Consider the following 16,083-nt stretch of genomic DNA (forward strand, 5'->3'; position numbering starts at 1 on the left):
CTGTCATCTAGTAATAACTCCCATGTCACAAAGTTTATTTACAGTTTTAAGGAATCGTTTAGAATTATCTTCTCTAAATCTTAAATACTCTTGATTTACTATCGTCCTCTGACAATGAGGTAATTCCCCTAACGAAAAACTATTATATTCTCCACGTTTCTCCTGATCGATTAATGCCTCAATTATAGAAGCACCAATAAGTGAAAATCTTTCAATGTCATAAAAACTAACGATTTTTATATGATTACTCATCCATATGTACGCTGATGAACCACTCTCAATCTTTAACTTTTGAGCTGCATTTTCATAGATTAAATGCCGTGGAATATAATTATCTTCCAATATTGCTGCTATACCCCATGTATTTTCCCTTGTAATTTTTATATCTGAAATAAACGGATTATATTTTATTCCGAATGCTTTAGTTAGCTGATTATAGACCTGAACAATTATTTTACCCATAATATCTATGGTTTTATCAAAACTTCTTTTATCCATTACTCTTAAGCCAATACTTGGTACAGAAGATTTACTGTCTATTAATAAATACTGGTCCTTTTCTCTTAATAGAACATCTAACGATTTTCCAGTATCTTTCTTTGATTCTTCATAATCAACCTCTTTAAATATTTCATCATATGACATAGAATTTTTTAGTAGCTCATACAAATAATTTTCTAGAACCTCTTTACCAATCTTTTGTCGCAATGAATCATTATTCTGTGTAATCCTATATAATAACGATGAAGAAACATTTCTCTTAATAAGATGTGGCAAAGGAAAATAAACATAATTATTTTCTTGAATAAATGCATAGGTATACGAAGGTCTCAGGCAATATATATATAACTCTGGTTTATCTGTCACTAACTTTAATTGTCTAATATATTCATCTCTTGTAATTGATAAAGCACTATATGCATTAGGATAGAACTCATTCAGTACATAGTTTACAATGTTATTAATATTAACTTTGTCAGGAATACTATAGATAGTATTTAAAAAATATCCAAGTTCCATAAATTCATTAAAACCAACGCCAAACTTATCAACAAAGCATTTTTGTACATCAACATTTTCACTTTTATAATTTAATATATAACTATATTTAAACAGCCTATAATAGAAACATTCTTGTGGATAAAATTGATTTAATCCCAAACTTACAAGCATCATTGCCAATCCATTTTCGTCCAAATTTTTAGGTACATAATTTCGAATAGCATTAATCATATGTATAAACTTTTTTTCTTCTTTACCATCGAAATTATTGTTATTATATTCCTTATTTGATGTAATAGCCAACAATACAAAAGTCTCTAATTCCCAAGGATATGGAATCCTTAACCTTAACATTTTTTCTACGTTAATAGCTCCATTAACATCAACTAATTTATGTGAATATTTATGACATATACGCATTTTTTCTTCAAAACAATATCTATTTAAAATTCTACCAATATCACCATAAGTACAATAATGATTTTCCCCTAGCAAATGCTCATCCCCCTATAATAGGATTACTATGATTATCAATCCAAACATTAATGAATTAGATTAGTGATTTTAATCCCATCTAGCCTTAATAAAGTATTAGATTCCTCCATATGCCATCCATCTTCTTTTTTGGCTAAAAAACATAAAACGCCATATACTGGTTTCTTTTTCTTAAATGCAATGTTTCCTTCAATAGCTATCTTAGATGCATTAAGTATTTTTGTTCTCTCTTCCTCATCTCGAAAATAATATGTAACACCTACAACAATCTGATTATTGCAGTTTATTTTAGATGCACACTTAGATTTAGGATGCCCATTCAACTTAGATGTAATACCATTATTAGTCCTTATAGCAAAACATGCTGCATAAAATGGTGCATAGGCATACATCTCTACCATATCAAAACAAAATTCTATATTCATCCATCCATAACCATAGTCATTGTAATTTAGTAATGAAAATGTACTCTCATCTAGTTCAGAATATGGATTATCTGAGTTAAATAATTTTGCCTTACATTCACGTAATACTAAACAGTTTTGTCTTATTTTTGTGCTCTCACTGACCTCATTTTGTGCTGAAAATATTGTCTGTACACCACCTACTAAATCAACTACTGCGCCTATATTTTCTAACATAATCTTTAGTATATCCTCCTATTTATTATAAATAAAATAACGTGTGCTTTATAAAAGTAAACTCAAAAATTTGCAGTTTATTTGCAGTTAACGCAAAAACAGCCCAGCTATCTCTAGCTGGACCTTTTGTCTATCAATGAATGACCCATACGGGAATCGAACCCATGATTTCACCGTGAGAGGGTGACGTCTTGACCGCTTGACCAATGGGCCGGAACATGTATTAGTTTACCACACTGTTTTATTTTTTTCAATATCAAATAAATATTTTTTATTTTATGTTTAAGTAAAAAAATACTAGAAAGGCTATTAGCCCCTCTAGTATTAGGTTAAGCTTCTACGGCTTCTTCTTTTACTTTAGACTTGTTTTTACCCACAAGTTCAAAGGTTTCTATAACCACATTAGTGCTTGTCCTTTGAGCGCCATCCTTATTAACATATGATTCACTTGCTAAATGGCCTGATACAGCTAATTTGGTACCCTTTTGCACATAACTGGATAGACGTTCAGCTTGTGTACCGAAGGCTACCATATTAATAAAGTCTGCTGATCTATCCTTGCTTCCTATTGGATTCACTGCTAAAACAAATTGTACATATTTATGATGTGTTGCAGATTCTTTAAGTTCTAAATCCCTAGTAACATTGCCCATTAAATTCACTTGATTCATAGTGTACCTCCTTTGTTTTTAGGAGTATACTCACTTTTTCAAATATTATACACTTTTCTTGCTTAACTCTTAACTTTTTCTAAATATTCATAAGCCTCATTGATATCGCGAATTTTTTGATTAGCAAAAGCAATATAATCTTCTGGAACGCTACCAGAAGCTAATTTATCTGGATGATATTCTTTAACAAGCTTTCTATAAGCTTTCTTGATTTCTGATAGACTTGCATCAGGACTAACACCTAATACTTCAGAATATTTTTTCACCAAATCTTCTCTGCTTTGCATACTTGGATTGCCTCCACCTTGGTAGCCATAGCTTTCTCCAGTAAAGGCTGCTCTAATAGCTTGGTATTCATAAGCTGAAATACCTAGGTCTAATAAAATTTGTCTTGTCATATTTTCTTTAGCAGTATTGGTATCTCCACCTTGCATAGCAATACCTATGAATAGATAGGCTAATGCTAAAATAATATCTCGGCGATGACCATAATAAGTCTTGACCACTTGGGTAAAAATTTGATAATGCTCAGGATGATCTTTACCATAATCAAAAGCTTCAGCATAGCTATTGAGCTCTGATGCACTCATTCCAAAATGCCCTGCTATAAACTGCTTTATAAAATGAATTTCATCTTTTGTTACACTACCATCTGACTTAGCAATCATAGCTGATAAAGCCATCATTGAAGCAATGACAGGATTTTTATCTTTAAAAGCTGGTTCATCCCTGATTTCCTTTGGCAATTTAGGATATTTTTTAGGCATATAGCAAATACCTATCAGTATAAAAATTGGAAATGGCCAAGGTAAAATTAACGTTAATCCTGCCCATATCCAACTGTTTCTCCCTTTAAAATAAGCAATGGCACCTACTAAGCCTGCTAAAGCAAACTTAATCAGCCATAAGAAAAGGCTCATTCCAAGACCCAAAAGCTCCATCAAAAAATCAACTATAAACATCGTGTCACCTAACACCCTTCTTCTATAAAATCTATTGTCCCATTTTATCATATTTAAAGCTAAGATGCATTATGTTCTGCTAATCCTTGGCAAGAATTGTCGATGAAAAGCGTGCACCTTAAACTTTCTTTGTTAATATGATAAAGTAGAACTCTTTACTACTTTCTCATATCGTTGTTAATTTCTGATGAAAGTCGTATAATAGACTTATGTATTAAGTCGTTTTGGAGGAAATATAATGAAAAAACCTATTTTTACTGGATCCGGTGTAGCCATTATTACGCCTTTTAATGAACAAGGTGTAGATTTTGATAAATTCAAAGAACTCATTGAATGGCATATTGCTGAAGGTACAGACGCCATTATTGTTTGTGGTACTACTGGTGAATCTGCTACTTTACCTATGGATGAACACAAGGCCCTTATTAAATGTTGCGTAGAGCAAGTAAACGGACGTATTCCTGTTATTGCCGGTGCTGGTAGCAACGATACACGTCATGCCATTGGCACTAGTCAATATGCAGAAGAAGTCGGTGCTGATGCTCTTTTATCTGTGGTACCTTATTATAATAAGACCACACAAAAAGGACTTTATGAACATTTTAAGGCTATTGCAAGCAGTACTAACCTCCCTATTATTCTTTATAATGTACCGGGACGTACAGTGTTAGATATGGCACCAACTACTGTTAAAGCACTTTCAGAAATCGAAAACATCGTAGGTATTAAAGAGTGTAATTTCGCTCATGTTGGCGAGATTCGTAAGCTTTGTGGCCCTGATTTTGCCATCTACTCAGGAGAAGATGCTAATGTTCTCCCTCTATTAGCAATGGGAGGCTTAGGTGTTATCTCTGTTATGGCTAACATTATCCCTCGTGATACCCATGATATAGTAGCAAAATTTATGGCTGGCGATATTGAAGGTAGTCGTGAACTTCAACTTGGTGTATTAGACTTAGTTCATGCTCTCTTTATTGAAGCAAGTCCAAGTCCTGTTAAAGAAGCTATGAATATGATGGGTATGGGAGTCGGTAATTGCAGATTACCATTAGTACCTATGGATCCTGTTAATAAAGAATTTTTATCTCGTACCTTAAAAGCTTATGGTTTAATTTAGTCCTTATCTTTACTTTAAGCTCTAATTTTTACAAAAAATCAAGAGAGCCTAGGCCCTCTTGATTTTTTTATGTCAATCCTAATATCATTTTCACTTTTTAAAATAAGTTATTTGCTATTTTCAATTTGATTGCTTTTAACTGCCTCTACAATAATATCGCAGGCTTTTTTAATCATAGGATCCTTTGATTTCTCACTTAACCAATCAAAATAACTTTTATCTGTTTTATAAACTTGTTTTAAAGTTTCTCCTCGATGTTTATTGCCAAAGGGAATAACTACTGCTCCTGCTGCTTCTGGTGACATACTGATTTCTTCTTTAATGGCTATGCCTCTCACAGGTTCTTTTTCTTGCCCTTTTGTTGCTTTATTGGCATCATCATCTTCCCCTGTATTTAAGTTTAAAATCGCCTGATAAGAATATCTTCTTAAGTAGCTAATAACACTTCCCGCTGCTTGAGGGTCTTTGGCAATTTCATAGCCTCCCCCTCTAGCTATCCTCGTAGGTAACATATAAAGTGGTTCACTCTCAATAAATTCACCACTATCATGAAGTAGCACCGTTTGAACACCTATTTGACCATCCTCCCTAGTTAAAGGGAATTGCAAAATGGATAAGCCATTGGCTTGTAAAATAGGCCTTGTAGCTTCGATTAAAGCATCTAAGGTCACATATTCACTTTTAAATTGTGGATTTTCTGCATCCTTGGCAATGCTAGTAATTTCACCATTAAACTTAGCTAAAGCACTACCAATTTGTTTAATACTATCACTCTTTCTCATTTTTGCCCTCCTTTCTTATTCCTTTGTAGTTTCTACTACATTTTTAAATTGGTTTACTTATAGCTTTTGCAACTTCAAAAAGCTTATAACAAGAAATCCTTGTCAAAATAAAAAACACCTTAACACAAAATGTTAAGATGTTTCTTTATGTAAAATCATTTATTAGTTTTTTATTTTAAGCAACTTTTACTGTCTTTTTTTCAGTCGTTCTATTTTCAACTTCTGAGTTTTTAAAAACCATTTTAAGCAAAATAGGGGTTAAGATAGTAGTTACAACTACCATAATAACAATAGGTCCAAATAGTACCGTACTTAACAAACCTAGGCTAGCTCCCTTACTTGCTACAATCAGGGCTACCTCACCCCTTGAAATCATTCCAGTACCTATTTGTAGAGCCTCCTTACCTGAATAGCCACAAAATTTAGCACCTATACCACATCCTATAATCTTTGTTAAAATAGCCACTATTAATAATGCTCCTGCAAAGATCATGAGTTGTATTGACATTTGCTCTATTTCTACTGTTAAGCCAATACTAGCAAAGAATACCGGTGAAAGAAGTAAATAAGACATGGTTTCAAAACGATGACTAATATAATCTCTTTTTATTGTATTAGAAATAATAAGTCCTGCTAGAAAAGCACCTGTAATATCAGCCACACCAAACACTTCTTCTGCAATATACGCTAAAAGTAAGCAAAATACAAAAGCAATAATGACATAACGGCGACGGTCTTCATCATCTTTCATAGTCCATTTTCTAAAGAATCTATAGAATCCAAAACCAATAATTCCTGAAAATACAAAGAATAAAGCAATTTTTAATAATACAATTCCTACATTAACACTTGTATCTGCTAAACTTGTAATTAAAGTTAGTGCAATAATCCCTAGTATATCATCAATTAAAGCTGCTCCTAAAATAGCATTTCCTACTGATGTAGAAAGTTTACCCATCTCCTTTAGTGTTTCTACAGTAATACTTACAGAGGTAGCTGTTAAAATAATCCCTACAAAAATATTTTGTAAAATCATAGGTGTTTCTGGTACAGCAAACTCCTTTGTATTTAAAAGTGCTGCCACAGCAAGTCCGCCTAGAAGCGGTATGATTACACCAAATAACGCGATAATAATAGAAGCTTTACCTGTCTTTTTCATTTCTTTAATATCTGTTTCAAGACCTGCTGCAAACATAAGGGCAATTACCCCTAATTCTGCCGTTTGCTTAATAAATTCTGTTTCTTGTATTATATTGAGCATAGCTGGTCCTAATATAAGTCCTGCTAAAAGTGCTCCAACCACTTGTGGCATATGAAATTTTTTAGTAACTAAGCCTAATATTTTAGTACTCATTAAAATAATGGCTAAGTCAAGTAAGTAATGATATGACATATGTTTCCTCTCCTGCTCTGCATGTTCCCTATGACATGCTATAAAATACTATAATTTGGCTCGTTTATCTAAGCAAAATTTAGTATAATAATATCTAGGTCATAAGTAAAATAAATAATTTATATACTATCGATTAATTTTTTTAATAATAAAGGAGACAAAACTATGCTAGAGGAACTCAAAACTTTTATTGCTGTCGTAGAAGAAAAGAGTTTTACTAAAGCTGCAGAGAAGGTTAATTTATCTCAGCCTAGTGTGAGTGTACATATTAAGCATTTAGAATCTTATTTTAATACACTCCTTATTACGCGTTCTATGAAGCCTAAAAAGATTATGATTACTGAAAGCGGGCATTTGCTTTATAAGAGAAGTAAGCAGCTTCTGTCATTACTTGATACTACCAAAGAAGAACTCCATCATATTAATAGTTCTTTTAAGGGCCATCTTAAAATTGGTGCTACTTCTACCATTGGTGAATATCTGCTTCCTTCTTTTTTAGCGGATTTTTGTAACCACTATCAAGATATTAACATCGAAGTATCTATTGGTAATACAGCTGAGATTACTAGTAAGATGAAAACTTTGCAACTTGATGTAGCCTTAGTAGAAGGTGTGCTTTCCATTCCTTCCTTTAAACAAAAATGCTTTTTTGAAGACCAGCTCGTTCTTATTGCTCCTAGCAGCTATCTCTTTAATGAAGAATTATTAGCTTCTCATCTTCTCCATAAACAGCGCTGGTTGACAAGAGAGCATGGTTCTGGTCTTAGGGAAGCTTTAGATGCTTTTTTAGTGGCTCATCAAATCATTCCTAAAAGTAAATTGGTTTTAAGTAGTAATTATGCCATTAAGGAAGCCGTGAAAAATGGGTTAGGAATTGCTATGATTCCAAAATCTATGATTAAACAGCTTGGCTCCTTAACTACTATTCAGGTACTTCAGCTTAATACTTCCTATAAAATTGCATTTTCTTCCCTACTTCCAAAAGATTTACCTACTTCTCCTATTACAGATTTATTTTTAGAAAGCTTCGTACAATATATTAATACAGAATACAAACACATTATAAGGAATTCATAAAGAAGCTAAAAAAGCAAGCAGTGACTTATTTCACTACTTGCTTTTCGCTTTTAATTAAATCAATCACTTCATGAAGACTTGATAAAATAAAGCTTGCATCTTCCCTCATTTCATCATCAGCTTTGACTAAGTCAGGGATTAAAACACCATACATCCCGGCTGCTTTAGCTGCTTTAATTCCCATTTTAGAATCTTCTAAAACCATACACTTCTCAGGTATTTTTTGTAATGCCTGAGCCGCTACTTGAAAAATCTCAGGGTTAGGTTTAGATTCCACTACATCTGAGCCACATACAATATGATCAAAGCGTTCCTTTACACCACCTAAGCTTAAATAAGCTAAAGCCTTTTCTCTAGTGCTAGAAGTAGCTACTGCCTTAGAAATGCCTTCTGCTTCTAAAAAATCTAAAAGCTCCATCAGTCCAGCTTTTTTCGTTATTCCTTGTTTTTCAAGTATTTGGTCTGCTAGCTCTCTTTTCTTTTGACTTGCTTCCTCATACGGAAAATCTTCTCCATAAATCTTTCTTAAGATCATGCCAATGGTTCTACTATTTCTAGCTACTAACTGAATATAAATATCCCAATTAAATTCATAACCATAAAACTTAGCTGCCTGCTCCCATGCTTCATAGTAAACACGTTCTGTATCAAACATCAATCCATCCATATCAAAAATGACAAGCTCTGGTCTCACTATATTTCCTCCTCCTATTTTTCTACATGAATCTGCTTTTATTACCTTATTAGTATAACAATAGTTCAAGAGGAGTGAAACCCATCATGCAGTATCTTTTATATTGGGTAACTCAAAATGTAAACAAGTACCTACATTTGTGTTGAAGGCCTATTTAGTAAAAAGGGTGCTTAGTACATCTTTCTTTTATGTACTAAACACTCTATCCTTACATAATATCCATATCCACTACAACAGCAATGGCTCGTCTGGTTAAAAGTATACCCAAGCCTGCAGCTAAAACAACCAAAATAAGTGCTATACCAAATAAACTACTTCCCTTAATACTATAAAGAAAAATGGCTAATACAGCCGAACCAATTAAGGTTTTTTGAGAAGAAATCCATTTAACATCACACATCAATGGTATTAATGCTGCCAAACTTGCAAAAGCACTATGAAGCAGACTAGCTACTATATAGCTTACAAAAAAACTTATACTCATACTCCCTTGAGCAAAACCTAATGCTAGGTTTAAAATAGCAAGCACAATAAAATGAAATAGCATACTCAAAAACATGAGAGGCATGGTTACACTTATAACAAGAATAACTTTTACTACTAGCAAACGTTTACGAGAAAGTGGATAAGTAAATAAAATACTAATTGACTTACTATTTATTTCTTCACTAAACATACGGATGATTAATAGTCCTGCAAAAATAGTAAAAACAATTTTATTATAAGCAATAACATTGGAGAAATAACTTGTATAATCCTTATAGCTTCCCTCCATTAATACCCCTGACATAATTAAATAAATTAATAAAATACCACTTGTTAATAGCCCTCCCATTACAATTTGCTTGAAATTATTTTTTTTCATTTCTAGCAATAATAACTGTTTCATTGCCCTACCCCCTTGATAATACATTCAAAAAGTGTTCTTCCAAGGATGTCTGCTCATTTGCTTTAATATCTGCTAGTGCTACTTCTTCTAATAACTGCCCGCCTTTAATGCAACCAATGGTATCTGCTATTAACTCAATCTCTGATAAAATGTGGCTTGAGATTAAAATGGTGATTCCCTGTTCTCTACACAAGAATTTAAGCAACTCTCTGATATCTTTAATACCTATAGGATCAAGGCCATTAACAGGTTCATCTAAAATAAGAAGTTCTGGACGATGAACTAGTGCTCTAGCAATGCCTAGGCGTTGCCTCATTCCTGCTGAAAACTGACTTACTTTTTCATTTGCCATACCTTGTAAACGTACAAGTTTTAAGGCATTGGCCACACTTTCTTCAGCCTCAATTTCCATGTAGCTACATTGGAGTTCTAGGTTCTCTTTTACTGTAAGATGATTATAAAAAATAGGATACTCTATCATATTTCCTATGCGACGTAACAAACGTGGCTGCATTTCACTAATTTCTTCTCCAAAAAGCTGAATGCTTCCACTATCTGCTTTTACTAAATGTAATAGCATCCTCATAAGCGTTGTTTTACCTGCCCCATTAGGCCCTAGAAAACCATATATTTCTCCTTGTTTCACATGAATACTCACATGGTCTATAATTTGTTTGTCTCCTATACGCTTACATAAATCATTGGTGGTAATAATCTCCACTTATTTTCCCCCCTAACTCATTCCTTCTTCAATAAACCTCCTTATATCATATACAAAATATTGAAATTATTCAATTTTTTAAAACCACTTTATTAAGTTTATAAATTTTCAAATTAATTTTAAGAAATCATCTTTTTATTTAAAGTTCCTTAATTGCTTTTCTTTTTATTTCTCCCCATTTATGTCCATTTTTCCTATGCCCTAAAAAGCCTAATAAGCGGTAAAAGCTTAAAATTTGTCGATAACCCATTGTTTCAATTAAAGATAAAAGTATGAGTTTACCTATAACTTTTTCATTGTTTTTTTCTTTAAAAGCATACACTTCTAATAATAGTGCTGCTATAGACACAAAAGCATTAGCAACTAATAAAAAAACATACAGTTTTAACACATAAATGGTATCAACTAAACCTAATACGCTTAATACCACTAAAGAAACGATACCAAAGATTTCTATAAGGGGCGAAATAAGTTCAAATAAAATGTAATAAAGCTTTGCTCCAAACCAACGCCAACTTAAAAACAGCTGTGGATGGGAAAATAAACTTTGTATCAAGCCCTTTTGCCACCTCTTTCGTTGAGTTCCTAAACCTCTTATGGTATCTGGCGCTTGTGTGTAGCAGGTAGCATCTACTACTTGTTTGATTACGTATGGCCTATTTTCTTTTAGAAAATGGCTATGGAGCCTCATGACTAGCTCCATATCTTCACCTATAGTCTTTGTTTTATACCCACCCACTTCAATAACGGCTGATTTTTGAAAAGCACCAAATGCCCCTGAAATAATGAGATTCATATTCATAAAGTCCCATCCTATACGACTTGTTAAAAAAGCTCTTTTGTACTCTAGCATTTGAAAACCAACTAATAAGTTCTTTGGTTTCTGCTTAGCTACGATTTCTCCTTCTTTAAAAGTAACATCATTAGCAATCTTAATATTGCCACCTACTGCTAATGTTTGTTTGTTTTCAATAAACGGTACTATGAGTTCTTTTAAAGCATCTTTTTGTAAAATACAATCTGCATCAATACCTACAAATATATCATACTGAGCATAGTTAATCCCTGCATTTAAGCAATCTGCTTTTCCCCCATTTTCTTTATGAATTAAAATGAGGTTAACACCTTCTTGCTCACTTCCATAAACTTCAATAACAGGCTGTGTTTCTATAGCTTTTAAAGTAGGTTTAAAAATTTTTTTCATCTGAAAAGCTTCAACTAACACCCTTAAGGTATCGTCTGTAGATCCATCATCTACTATAATAATTTCATACTGCTGATAGGTTGATGCTAATAGTGAACGTATAGTTGATGTAATTGTAATAGCTTCATTATAAGCAGGTACAATAATAGAAACTGGTATGTTTTCTCCCTTTTCTACAACCAATACTTGTTTAAAGGCTTTGTAATGTCTATACTTTTTAAAATGATAATAGGCCATAATGGTAAATAAACCGGCTATTCCTACACTACAAAGTGTATAAACTAATACAACACCTGTTAATACTTCTTTTAAACCTTCTAATTCCATAACGCCTCCTAACTTATTTGTTCTAATAAAAATTGACGGTAGCGCTCTAATTCTTCTTCAGATTTTCTCGTTTCTTCCGTCATGATATAAGCTTTTAATTGCGCTTCATCTATCAATACCGCTTCTAATAAGTTCTGAATGGTGACTTGGTGTTCTTTAATCAAGCTTTGCTTTTGATTCATCCTGTAATAAAAGCTTTTAGCTGCACTTTCTCTTACTTTATAAGAAGGGTCGTCTATAGCTTTTTTCAAAGCTAACATACTTTTTGAATCTTGATAATATTTCAAAGCTTTAGCACTTAACCTTCTTATTGCTTCATGCTCATGAGCTAAATGAGCTATTAAATGATCTTCTGCAGACTTAGAGATCACTTTTTCAAAGTAAAGAATGCATAAGCATTTAAGCTGGATAGTACTGCTATTACTCACTAGGTACATTTCTACTAACCTAGCCACTGCTGCTTCTTCTTTTAAAGTAAAATAAGCAATCATAATAGGGGACAATTGCTTATCTTGATTTTCTAGCTGTAATATCATTTCTTTAGTAAATGCTACGTTTTCTCCTCTATAATTTAATAAACATTCAATGAGAATCTTATCATCCATAGTGGGTTCTTCAATTTTTAATTGTTTAATCCCTTTTAGTAAAGCTTCAGTAGCACCTATAGCTGCTAAAGCTTTTAAACGACTGATACGAATATAAAGAGAATCGTCATAAGCTAAAGATTCTATATAAACTTGGTCTTCAAAGCTTCCAAACTTTTCTATGCACTGTAATTTAAAAAGCTTATTAAATTCTTTATTGGAACTACTTCTTATAAAAGGAGCTACAATCTCACTTTGTCGAATCCATACAACATTATCTTGGTTTTCCTCTACCTTATCCAATAAATAAGTCAGCAAGGCAAGCTTATGCTCCCTTTTTTTTAGCTTTTGACTGCTTTGCTTTATTTTTTTATTAGTACATCTACCTGTTTGTTTAAACGCATATAAATCTTTTTCTATTGAGTCTTCTAAATATTTTATTCTCTTATAAAAGCTGCTACCCTGCTTATAACTCAAATGTACATATCCGTATACGCCTATCGCAACCAAAACAAGTATAAGCCCCATATAATAAACGGCTGTCATATTTTCTCACCCTCCTTACTATTTATTAGCTTTAAGAAATAGTTGCAAAAGATTTTTTTATTGTCTCATAAGATTTTTTTAGTCGCTCATGATAAACTGGCAAATCCCACCCTTCCCAACGATAAGGTAGCATGGGTAGCTGGCTTCTCATCTTACCTTCTTCTATAACGGAAATACCTACTTTCATTTCTTCTACTGTTATATGATTGATTTCATCTGTCTGATAAAAATCATCAATGACTTGATGCTTTCCTGGATTAGAAATTTGGAGCATCAGCCATGGAATTCTCATTTCAATTTCATCTCCTACGACTATAAAATCTGCCAAAGAATCATATTGCTCTGAATCAGGATTGGTATTTCCTGCTCGCAACTTACCAACCTCCACTTTTTTTAGAGGTATCGTTTCTCCTGTCAATGGAAACATGGATTCTCCCAGTACAACTTGACTAAAAACGTTAAAATGCTGACTTGTCGCTTCTGGTTTTTCAGGTTTTTCATTTAAGTAAGCAGATGCATCATAATAGTCTTGCACCAATAAACTAGCTTCCTCATTACCTGTTAGTTTAATGATAAAATCAGTACCTTCGTTAAAGGTGACTTCATAGCCTTCTAATCCATAAGCACCTGAACGTGGTGTGATATCAATAGGAATAAGTAGTTCTTCTTTTGATAAATCCAATTGATCTTTATGAATCCTTAAGTAAACAAAAGCTGCATCACTTCTCATATATAAAGATAGGTCCTCTGCTCTTCCTACCAAATCCTTCTTATCCCAATCATTTACCTTCCCATCTAAAAAAACGCCCTCCCCTTCTTTTCCTGGTTCAAAACTTAAAAGTCCAAAACATTGTTCATTAGTTAGGCGATCATGCCAGTAAGCTCTATTATCTGCTTCATCTAAATCCATGGTATTCCATGTTCTTTTAAACCACTCATCTTGCCATGAAAAAATAATAGCACCAGCATAATCTTCCTCATAGATATCTTGTAACATAGAAGCATTCATCTCCCCTTGTTCCTTTTCACTCACCAGCCCTTGATTAAAACCACGATGAGTATCTATATGAGTAATTCCTCTAGATGTAGGTACCCCAAACTCTGAAACAATGACTGGTCCTGTATGGTGAGCTTTTAACTGCTTTAAATACATTCTATAACTATTTACCTGTGCATCTTCCTTGGCAGGTGTAATATATTGAGGATCATAGTTTAAGAAATCTGGATAGTATGGATAAATATGATAGCTATTAAATAGTCCACTTTTAAAAGTATCCTGACTTTTAATTGTTTCTGTATCTATGGTAACGATACGATTGGCTTCGTCAATATCATTAGCTTGGTCAAATGGATCCGTGGTTAACCAATTAGTAATAGCTACTGGTTTTTGCATTTGATAGGTTCTTGTTTCATAAGCAATGGTATGCTCTAGCATCTGGGCAAAAAATAACTCTGTAGGTCTTGCTTCTTGTGTATAAATATATTCGCCTGTAAAGTCTCCTTTACCCTCATGTAACTGATTAGTTGCTTCCACAAAATAAGGATCCCATTCAATTCCTAAAATATAACCTACTACATAAGGTGAAACATCTTGGTTATAAGTGCCATAACCCCTTCCCTTTTTAGCTTCTATCTCTGCATTCCCATGTAGTACATCAATAATGTTACTCACTTCTTGCTTAAAGCTTTCCATAAGTTCTTCATCAAAAGCATCCATCTTTTCCTGCATTAACTCTTCATCTATCCAGACACCTTGTAATAAGTAAAGTGGTTCTTTTGCCTTACGGTTATACGCTGCTAGGGCCTCATAAAAAGCTGGCATTTGAAGGGTATACACACGGATCACATTAGCATTCATTTCTTGAATTTGACGAAACCACTTTAAATACTCTTTTTTAGTAACTCCAAATTCACCAGGATAATAACCTGGTTTTGTTGTTCCTAAATTAACACCTTTTAGAAACAGCTTTTCCCAATTATCCCCTTTAGAAATTTCCAAGTAATCTCCATTTGCTCTTGCTACCTGACTAACACCCTCTTCTTTATTTAATAAAGGACGTCTTTCTTGTCTCATAATTACTTCTCCTATAAGCCATACTGTGCATAAAAGCACAATCCCTATTGTTACATACTTCTTCATTTTTACTCTCCTTTTGTGCTCCTAACGACTCATTATAACAAACTCTTGTTTGAAATAGGATGTAAAATAAAAAGAATTAAAACTTCGATTTTTCAAGCATTCGTAGCCCTTAAACGAATAAATTAACGTACTATTTTTACTTTAATGTTATTTGATATTTTAACTTAGTTTATATTTATATTTTACTTATGATAGATTTTGTTCATTATGATATTTTTATAATACTTTATCCTAATCTCCCTAGAAATCATATTTATTTTGAGTATTTTAGCAAGTACTTGTGTTACTTTTTCTAAATCCTTTCAAATAATAACTATAAAGATATATAGTATATTACACCATTTAATATAATGACTATTTTATAAATATGTATATTTCACTCTTCACTGACTTAACTATAAATACCAATTTTCTCTCTCATCATTATCCTACGTCCTATCTATATAATTATATTTCATTTTGGAAACCTTAACATGTAAAACGATGGACTACATGGAGGTGCTTTCCCAGTGAAACATTATCATGGTAGTTATAAAAAACATTTTTATTTTGAAGGCTGGTATTCTAAACATCAGGGTGAGAATCATACTTTAGCCATGATTCCTGGTGTTCAATTTGATCAATTTGGTAGTCATTCGGCCTTTATCCAAGTGATTACATTCTTATTTAGGTGTTAAGGTAACAACCTACTCTAAGACTGCTCTTACCTTAGTGCAATCCCCTACCCTCCAAGTCTTTTTTTAAAACAGTCATTCTAAACCATTAAAAGCCCCTAATATAGGGGCCTTGAGATGAATAATCCATGAAAGTCCTGTGGCTATAGTTAACTATCATTTCT

The 16,083-nt window shown here is 32.9% G+C and carries 15 protein-coding genes and 1 tRNA gene; 3 read left to right on the top strand and 13 right to left on the bottom strand.

Annotated features, from left to right (window positions below):
- Window positions 1-3: 3 nt before the first annotated feature.
- The 5 genes from CLOLE_RS13195 to CLOLE_RS23815 form a co-directional block, all read right to left on the bottom strand.
- Window positions 4-1,497 carry a hypothetical protein gene (locus CLOLE_RS13195; RefSeq protein WP_013657623.1) on the bottom strand — a complete coding sequence of 498 codons (1,494 nt, stop codon included), beginning with the start codon at window positions 1,495-1,497 and terminating at the stop codon, window positions 4-6.
- Between the two features lie 47 nt (window positions 1,498-1,544).
- Window positions 1,545-2,138 carry a hypothetical protein gene (locus CLOLE_RS13200; RefSeq protein WP_013657624.1) on the bottom strand — a complete coding sequence of 198 codons (594 nt, stop codon included), beginning with the start codon at window positions 2,136-2,138 and terminating at the stop codon, window positions 1,545-1,547.
- Window positions 2,139-2,279: 141 nt separating this feature from the next.
- A tRNA-Glu gene (locus CLOLE_RS13205) sits at window positions 2,280-2,351 on the bottom strand.
- A gap of 116 nt (window positions 2,352-2,467) precedes the next feature.
- Window positions 2,468-2,809, bottom strand: a complete 342-nt coding sequence (locus tag CLOLE_RS13210; RefSeq protein ID WP_013657625.1) for a single-stranded DNA-binding protein — start codon at window positions 2,807-2,809, stop codon at window positions 2,468-2,470.
- Between the two features lie 62 nt (window positions 2,810-2,871).
- On the bottom strand, window positions 2,872-3,822 hold the full coding sequence (locus CLOLE_RS23815; RefSeq protein ID WP_083801282.1) for a DnaJ domain-containing protein: 951 nt from the start codon (window positions 3,820-3,822) through the stop codon (window positions 2,872-2,874).
- A gap of 187 nt (window positions 3,823-4,009) precedes the next feature.
- Between CLOLE_RS23815 and dapA the strand changes: the two genes are divergently transcribed.
- Entirely contained in the window at window positions 4,010-4,888 is an 879-nt protein-coding gene (gene dapA / locus CLOLE_RS13220) for a 4-hydroxy-tetrahydrodipicolinate synthase (protein WP_013657627.1), read from the top strand.
- 107 nt (window positions 4,889-4,995) lie between these two features.
- Here the strand turns inward: dapA and CLOLE_RS13225 are convergent, their stop codons facing one another.
- Window positions 4,996-5,670 carry an ERF family protein gene (locus CLOLE_RS13225; RefSeq protein WP_013657628.1) on the bottom strand — a complete coding sequence of 225 codons (675 nt, stop codon included), beginning with the start codon at window positions 5,668-5,670 and terminating at the stop codon, window positions 4,996-4,998.
- Between the two features lie 175 nt (window positions 5,671-5,845).
- Window positions 5,846-7,063, bottom strand: coding sequence for a cation:proton antiporter (locus tag CLOLE_RS13230; protein WP_013657629.1), 1,218 nt, complete (start codon window positions 7,061-7,063; stop codon window positions 5,846-5,848).
- Window positions 7,064-7,228: 165 nt separating this feature from the next.
- Here CLOLE_RS13230 and CLOLE_RS13235 point away from each other — a divergent pair, with 165 nt between their 5' ends.
- On the top strand, window positions 7,229-8,140 hold the full coding sequence (locus tag CLOLE_RS13235) for a LysR family transcriptional regulator (protein ID WP_013657630.1): 912 nt from the start codon (window positions 7,229-7,231) through the stop codon (window positions 8,138-8,140).
- 25 nt (window positions 8,141-8,165) lie between these two features.
- Here the strand turns inward: CLOLE_RS13235 and CLOLE_RS13240 are convergent, their stop codons facing one another.
- The 6 genes from CLOLE_RS13240 to CLOLE_RS13265 form a co-directional block, all read right to left on the bottom strand.
- The gene (locus CLOLE_RS13240) at window positions 8,166-8,834 is read right to left on the bottom strand and encodes an HAD family hydrolase (RefSeq protein ID WP_013657631.1); all 669 of its coding nucleotides are present in this window, start codon (window positions 8,832-8,834) and stop codon (window positions 8,166-8,168) included.
- Window positions 8,835-9,042: 208 nt separating this feature from the next.
- Window positions 9,043-9,723 carry an ABC transporter permease gene (locus CLOLE_RS13245; RefSeq protein WP_013657632.1) on the bottom strand — a complete coding sequence of 227 codons (681 nt, stop codon included), beginning with the start codon at window positions 9,721-9,723 and terminating at the stop codon, window positions 9,043-9,045.
- Between the two features lie 4 nt (window positions 9,724-9,727).
- Entirely contained in the window at window positions 9,728-10,444 is a 717-nt protein-coding gene (locus tag CLOLE_RS13250; RefSeq protein WP_013657633.1) for an ABC transporter ATP-binding protein, read from the bottom strand.
- 139 nt (window positions 10,445-10,583) lie between these two features.
- Complete coding sequence (locus tag CLOLE_RS13255) at window positions 10,584-11,975, bottom strand: glycosyltransferase family 2 protein (RefSeq protein ID WP_013657634.1); 1,392 nt, start codon at window positions 11,973-11,975, stop codon at window positions 10,584-10,586.
- A gap of 8 nt (window positions 11,976-11,983) precedes the next feature.
- Complete coding sequence (locus CLOLE_RS13260) at window positions 11,984-13,105, bottom strand: HEAT repeat domain-containing protein (RefSeq protein WP_013657635.1); 1,122 nt, start codon at window positions 13,103-13,105, stop codon at window positions 11,984-11,986.
- A 31-nt stretch (window positions 13,106-13,136) separates the two neighbouring features.
- Complete coding sequence (locus tag CLOLE_RS13265; protein ID WP_013657636.1) at window positions 13,137-15,245, bottom strand: hypothetical protein; 2,109 nt, start codon at window positions 15,243-15,245, stop codon at window positions 13,137-13,139.
- 509 nt (window positions 15,246-15,754) lie between these two features.
- Between CLOLE_RS13265 and CLOLE_RS23040 the strand changes: the two genes are divergently transcribed.
- A complete protein-coding gene (locus tag CLOLE_RS23040; RefSeq protein ID WP_013657637.1) occupies window positions 15,755-15,922 on the top strand; it encodes a hypothetical protein in 168 nt (55 codons plus the stop codon).
- Window positions 15,923-16,083: the final 161 nt, after the last annotated feature.

The organism is Cellulosilyticum lentocellum DSM 5427 (assembly GCF_000178835.2).
Classification (GTDB): Bacteria; Bacillota; Clostridia; order Lachnospirales; family Cellulosilyticaceae; genus Cellulosilyticum; species Cellulosilyticum lentocellum.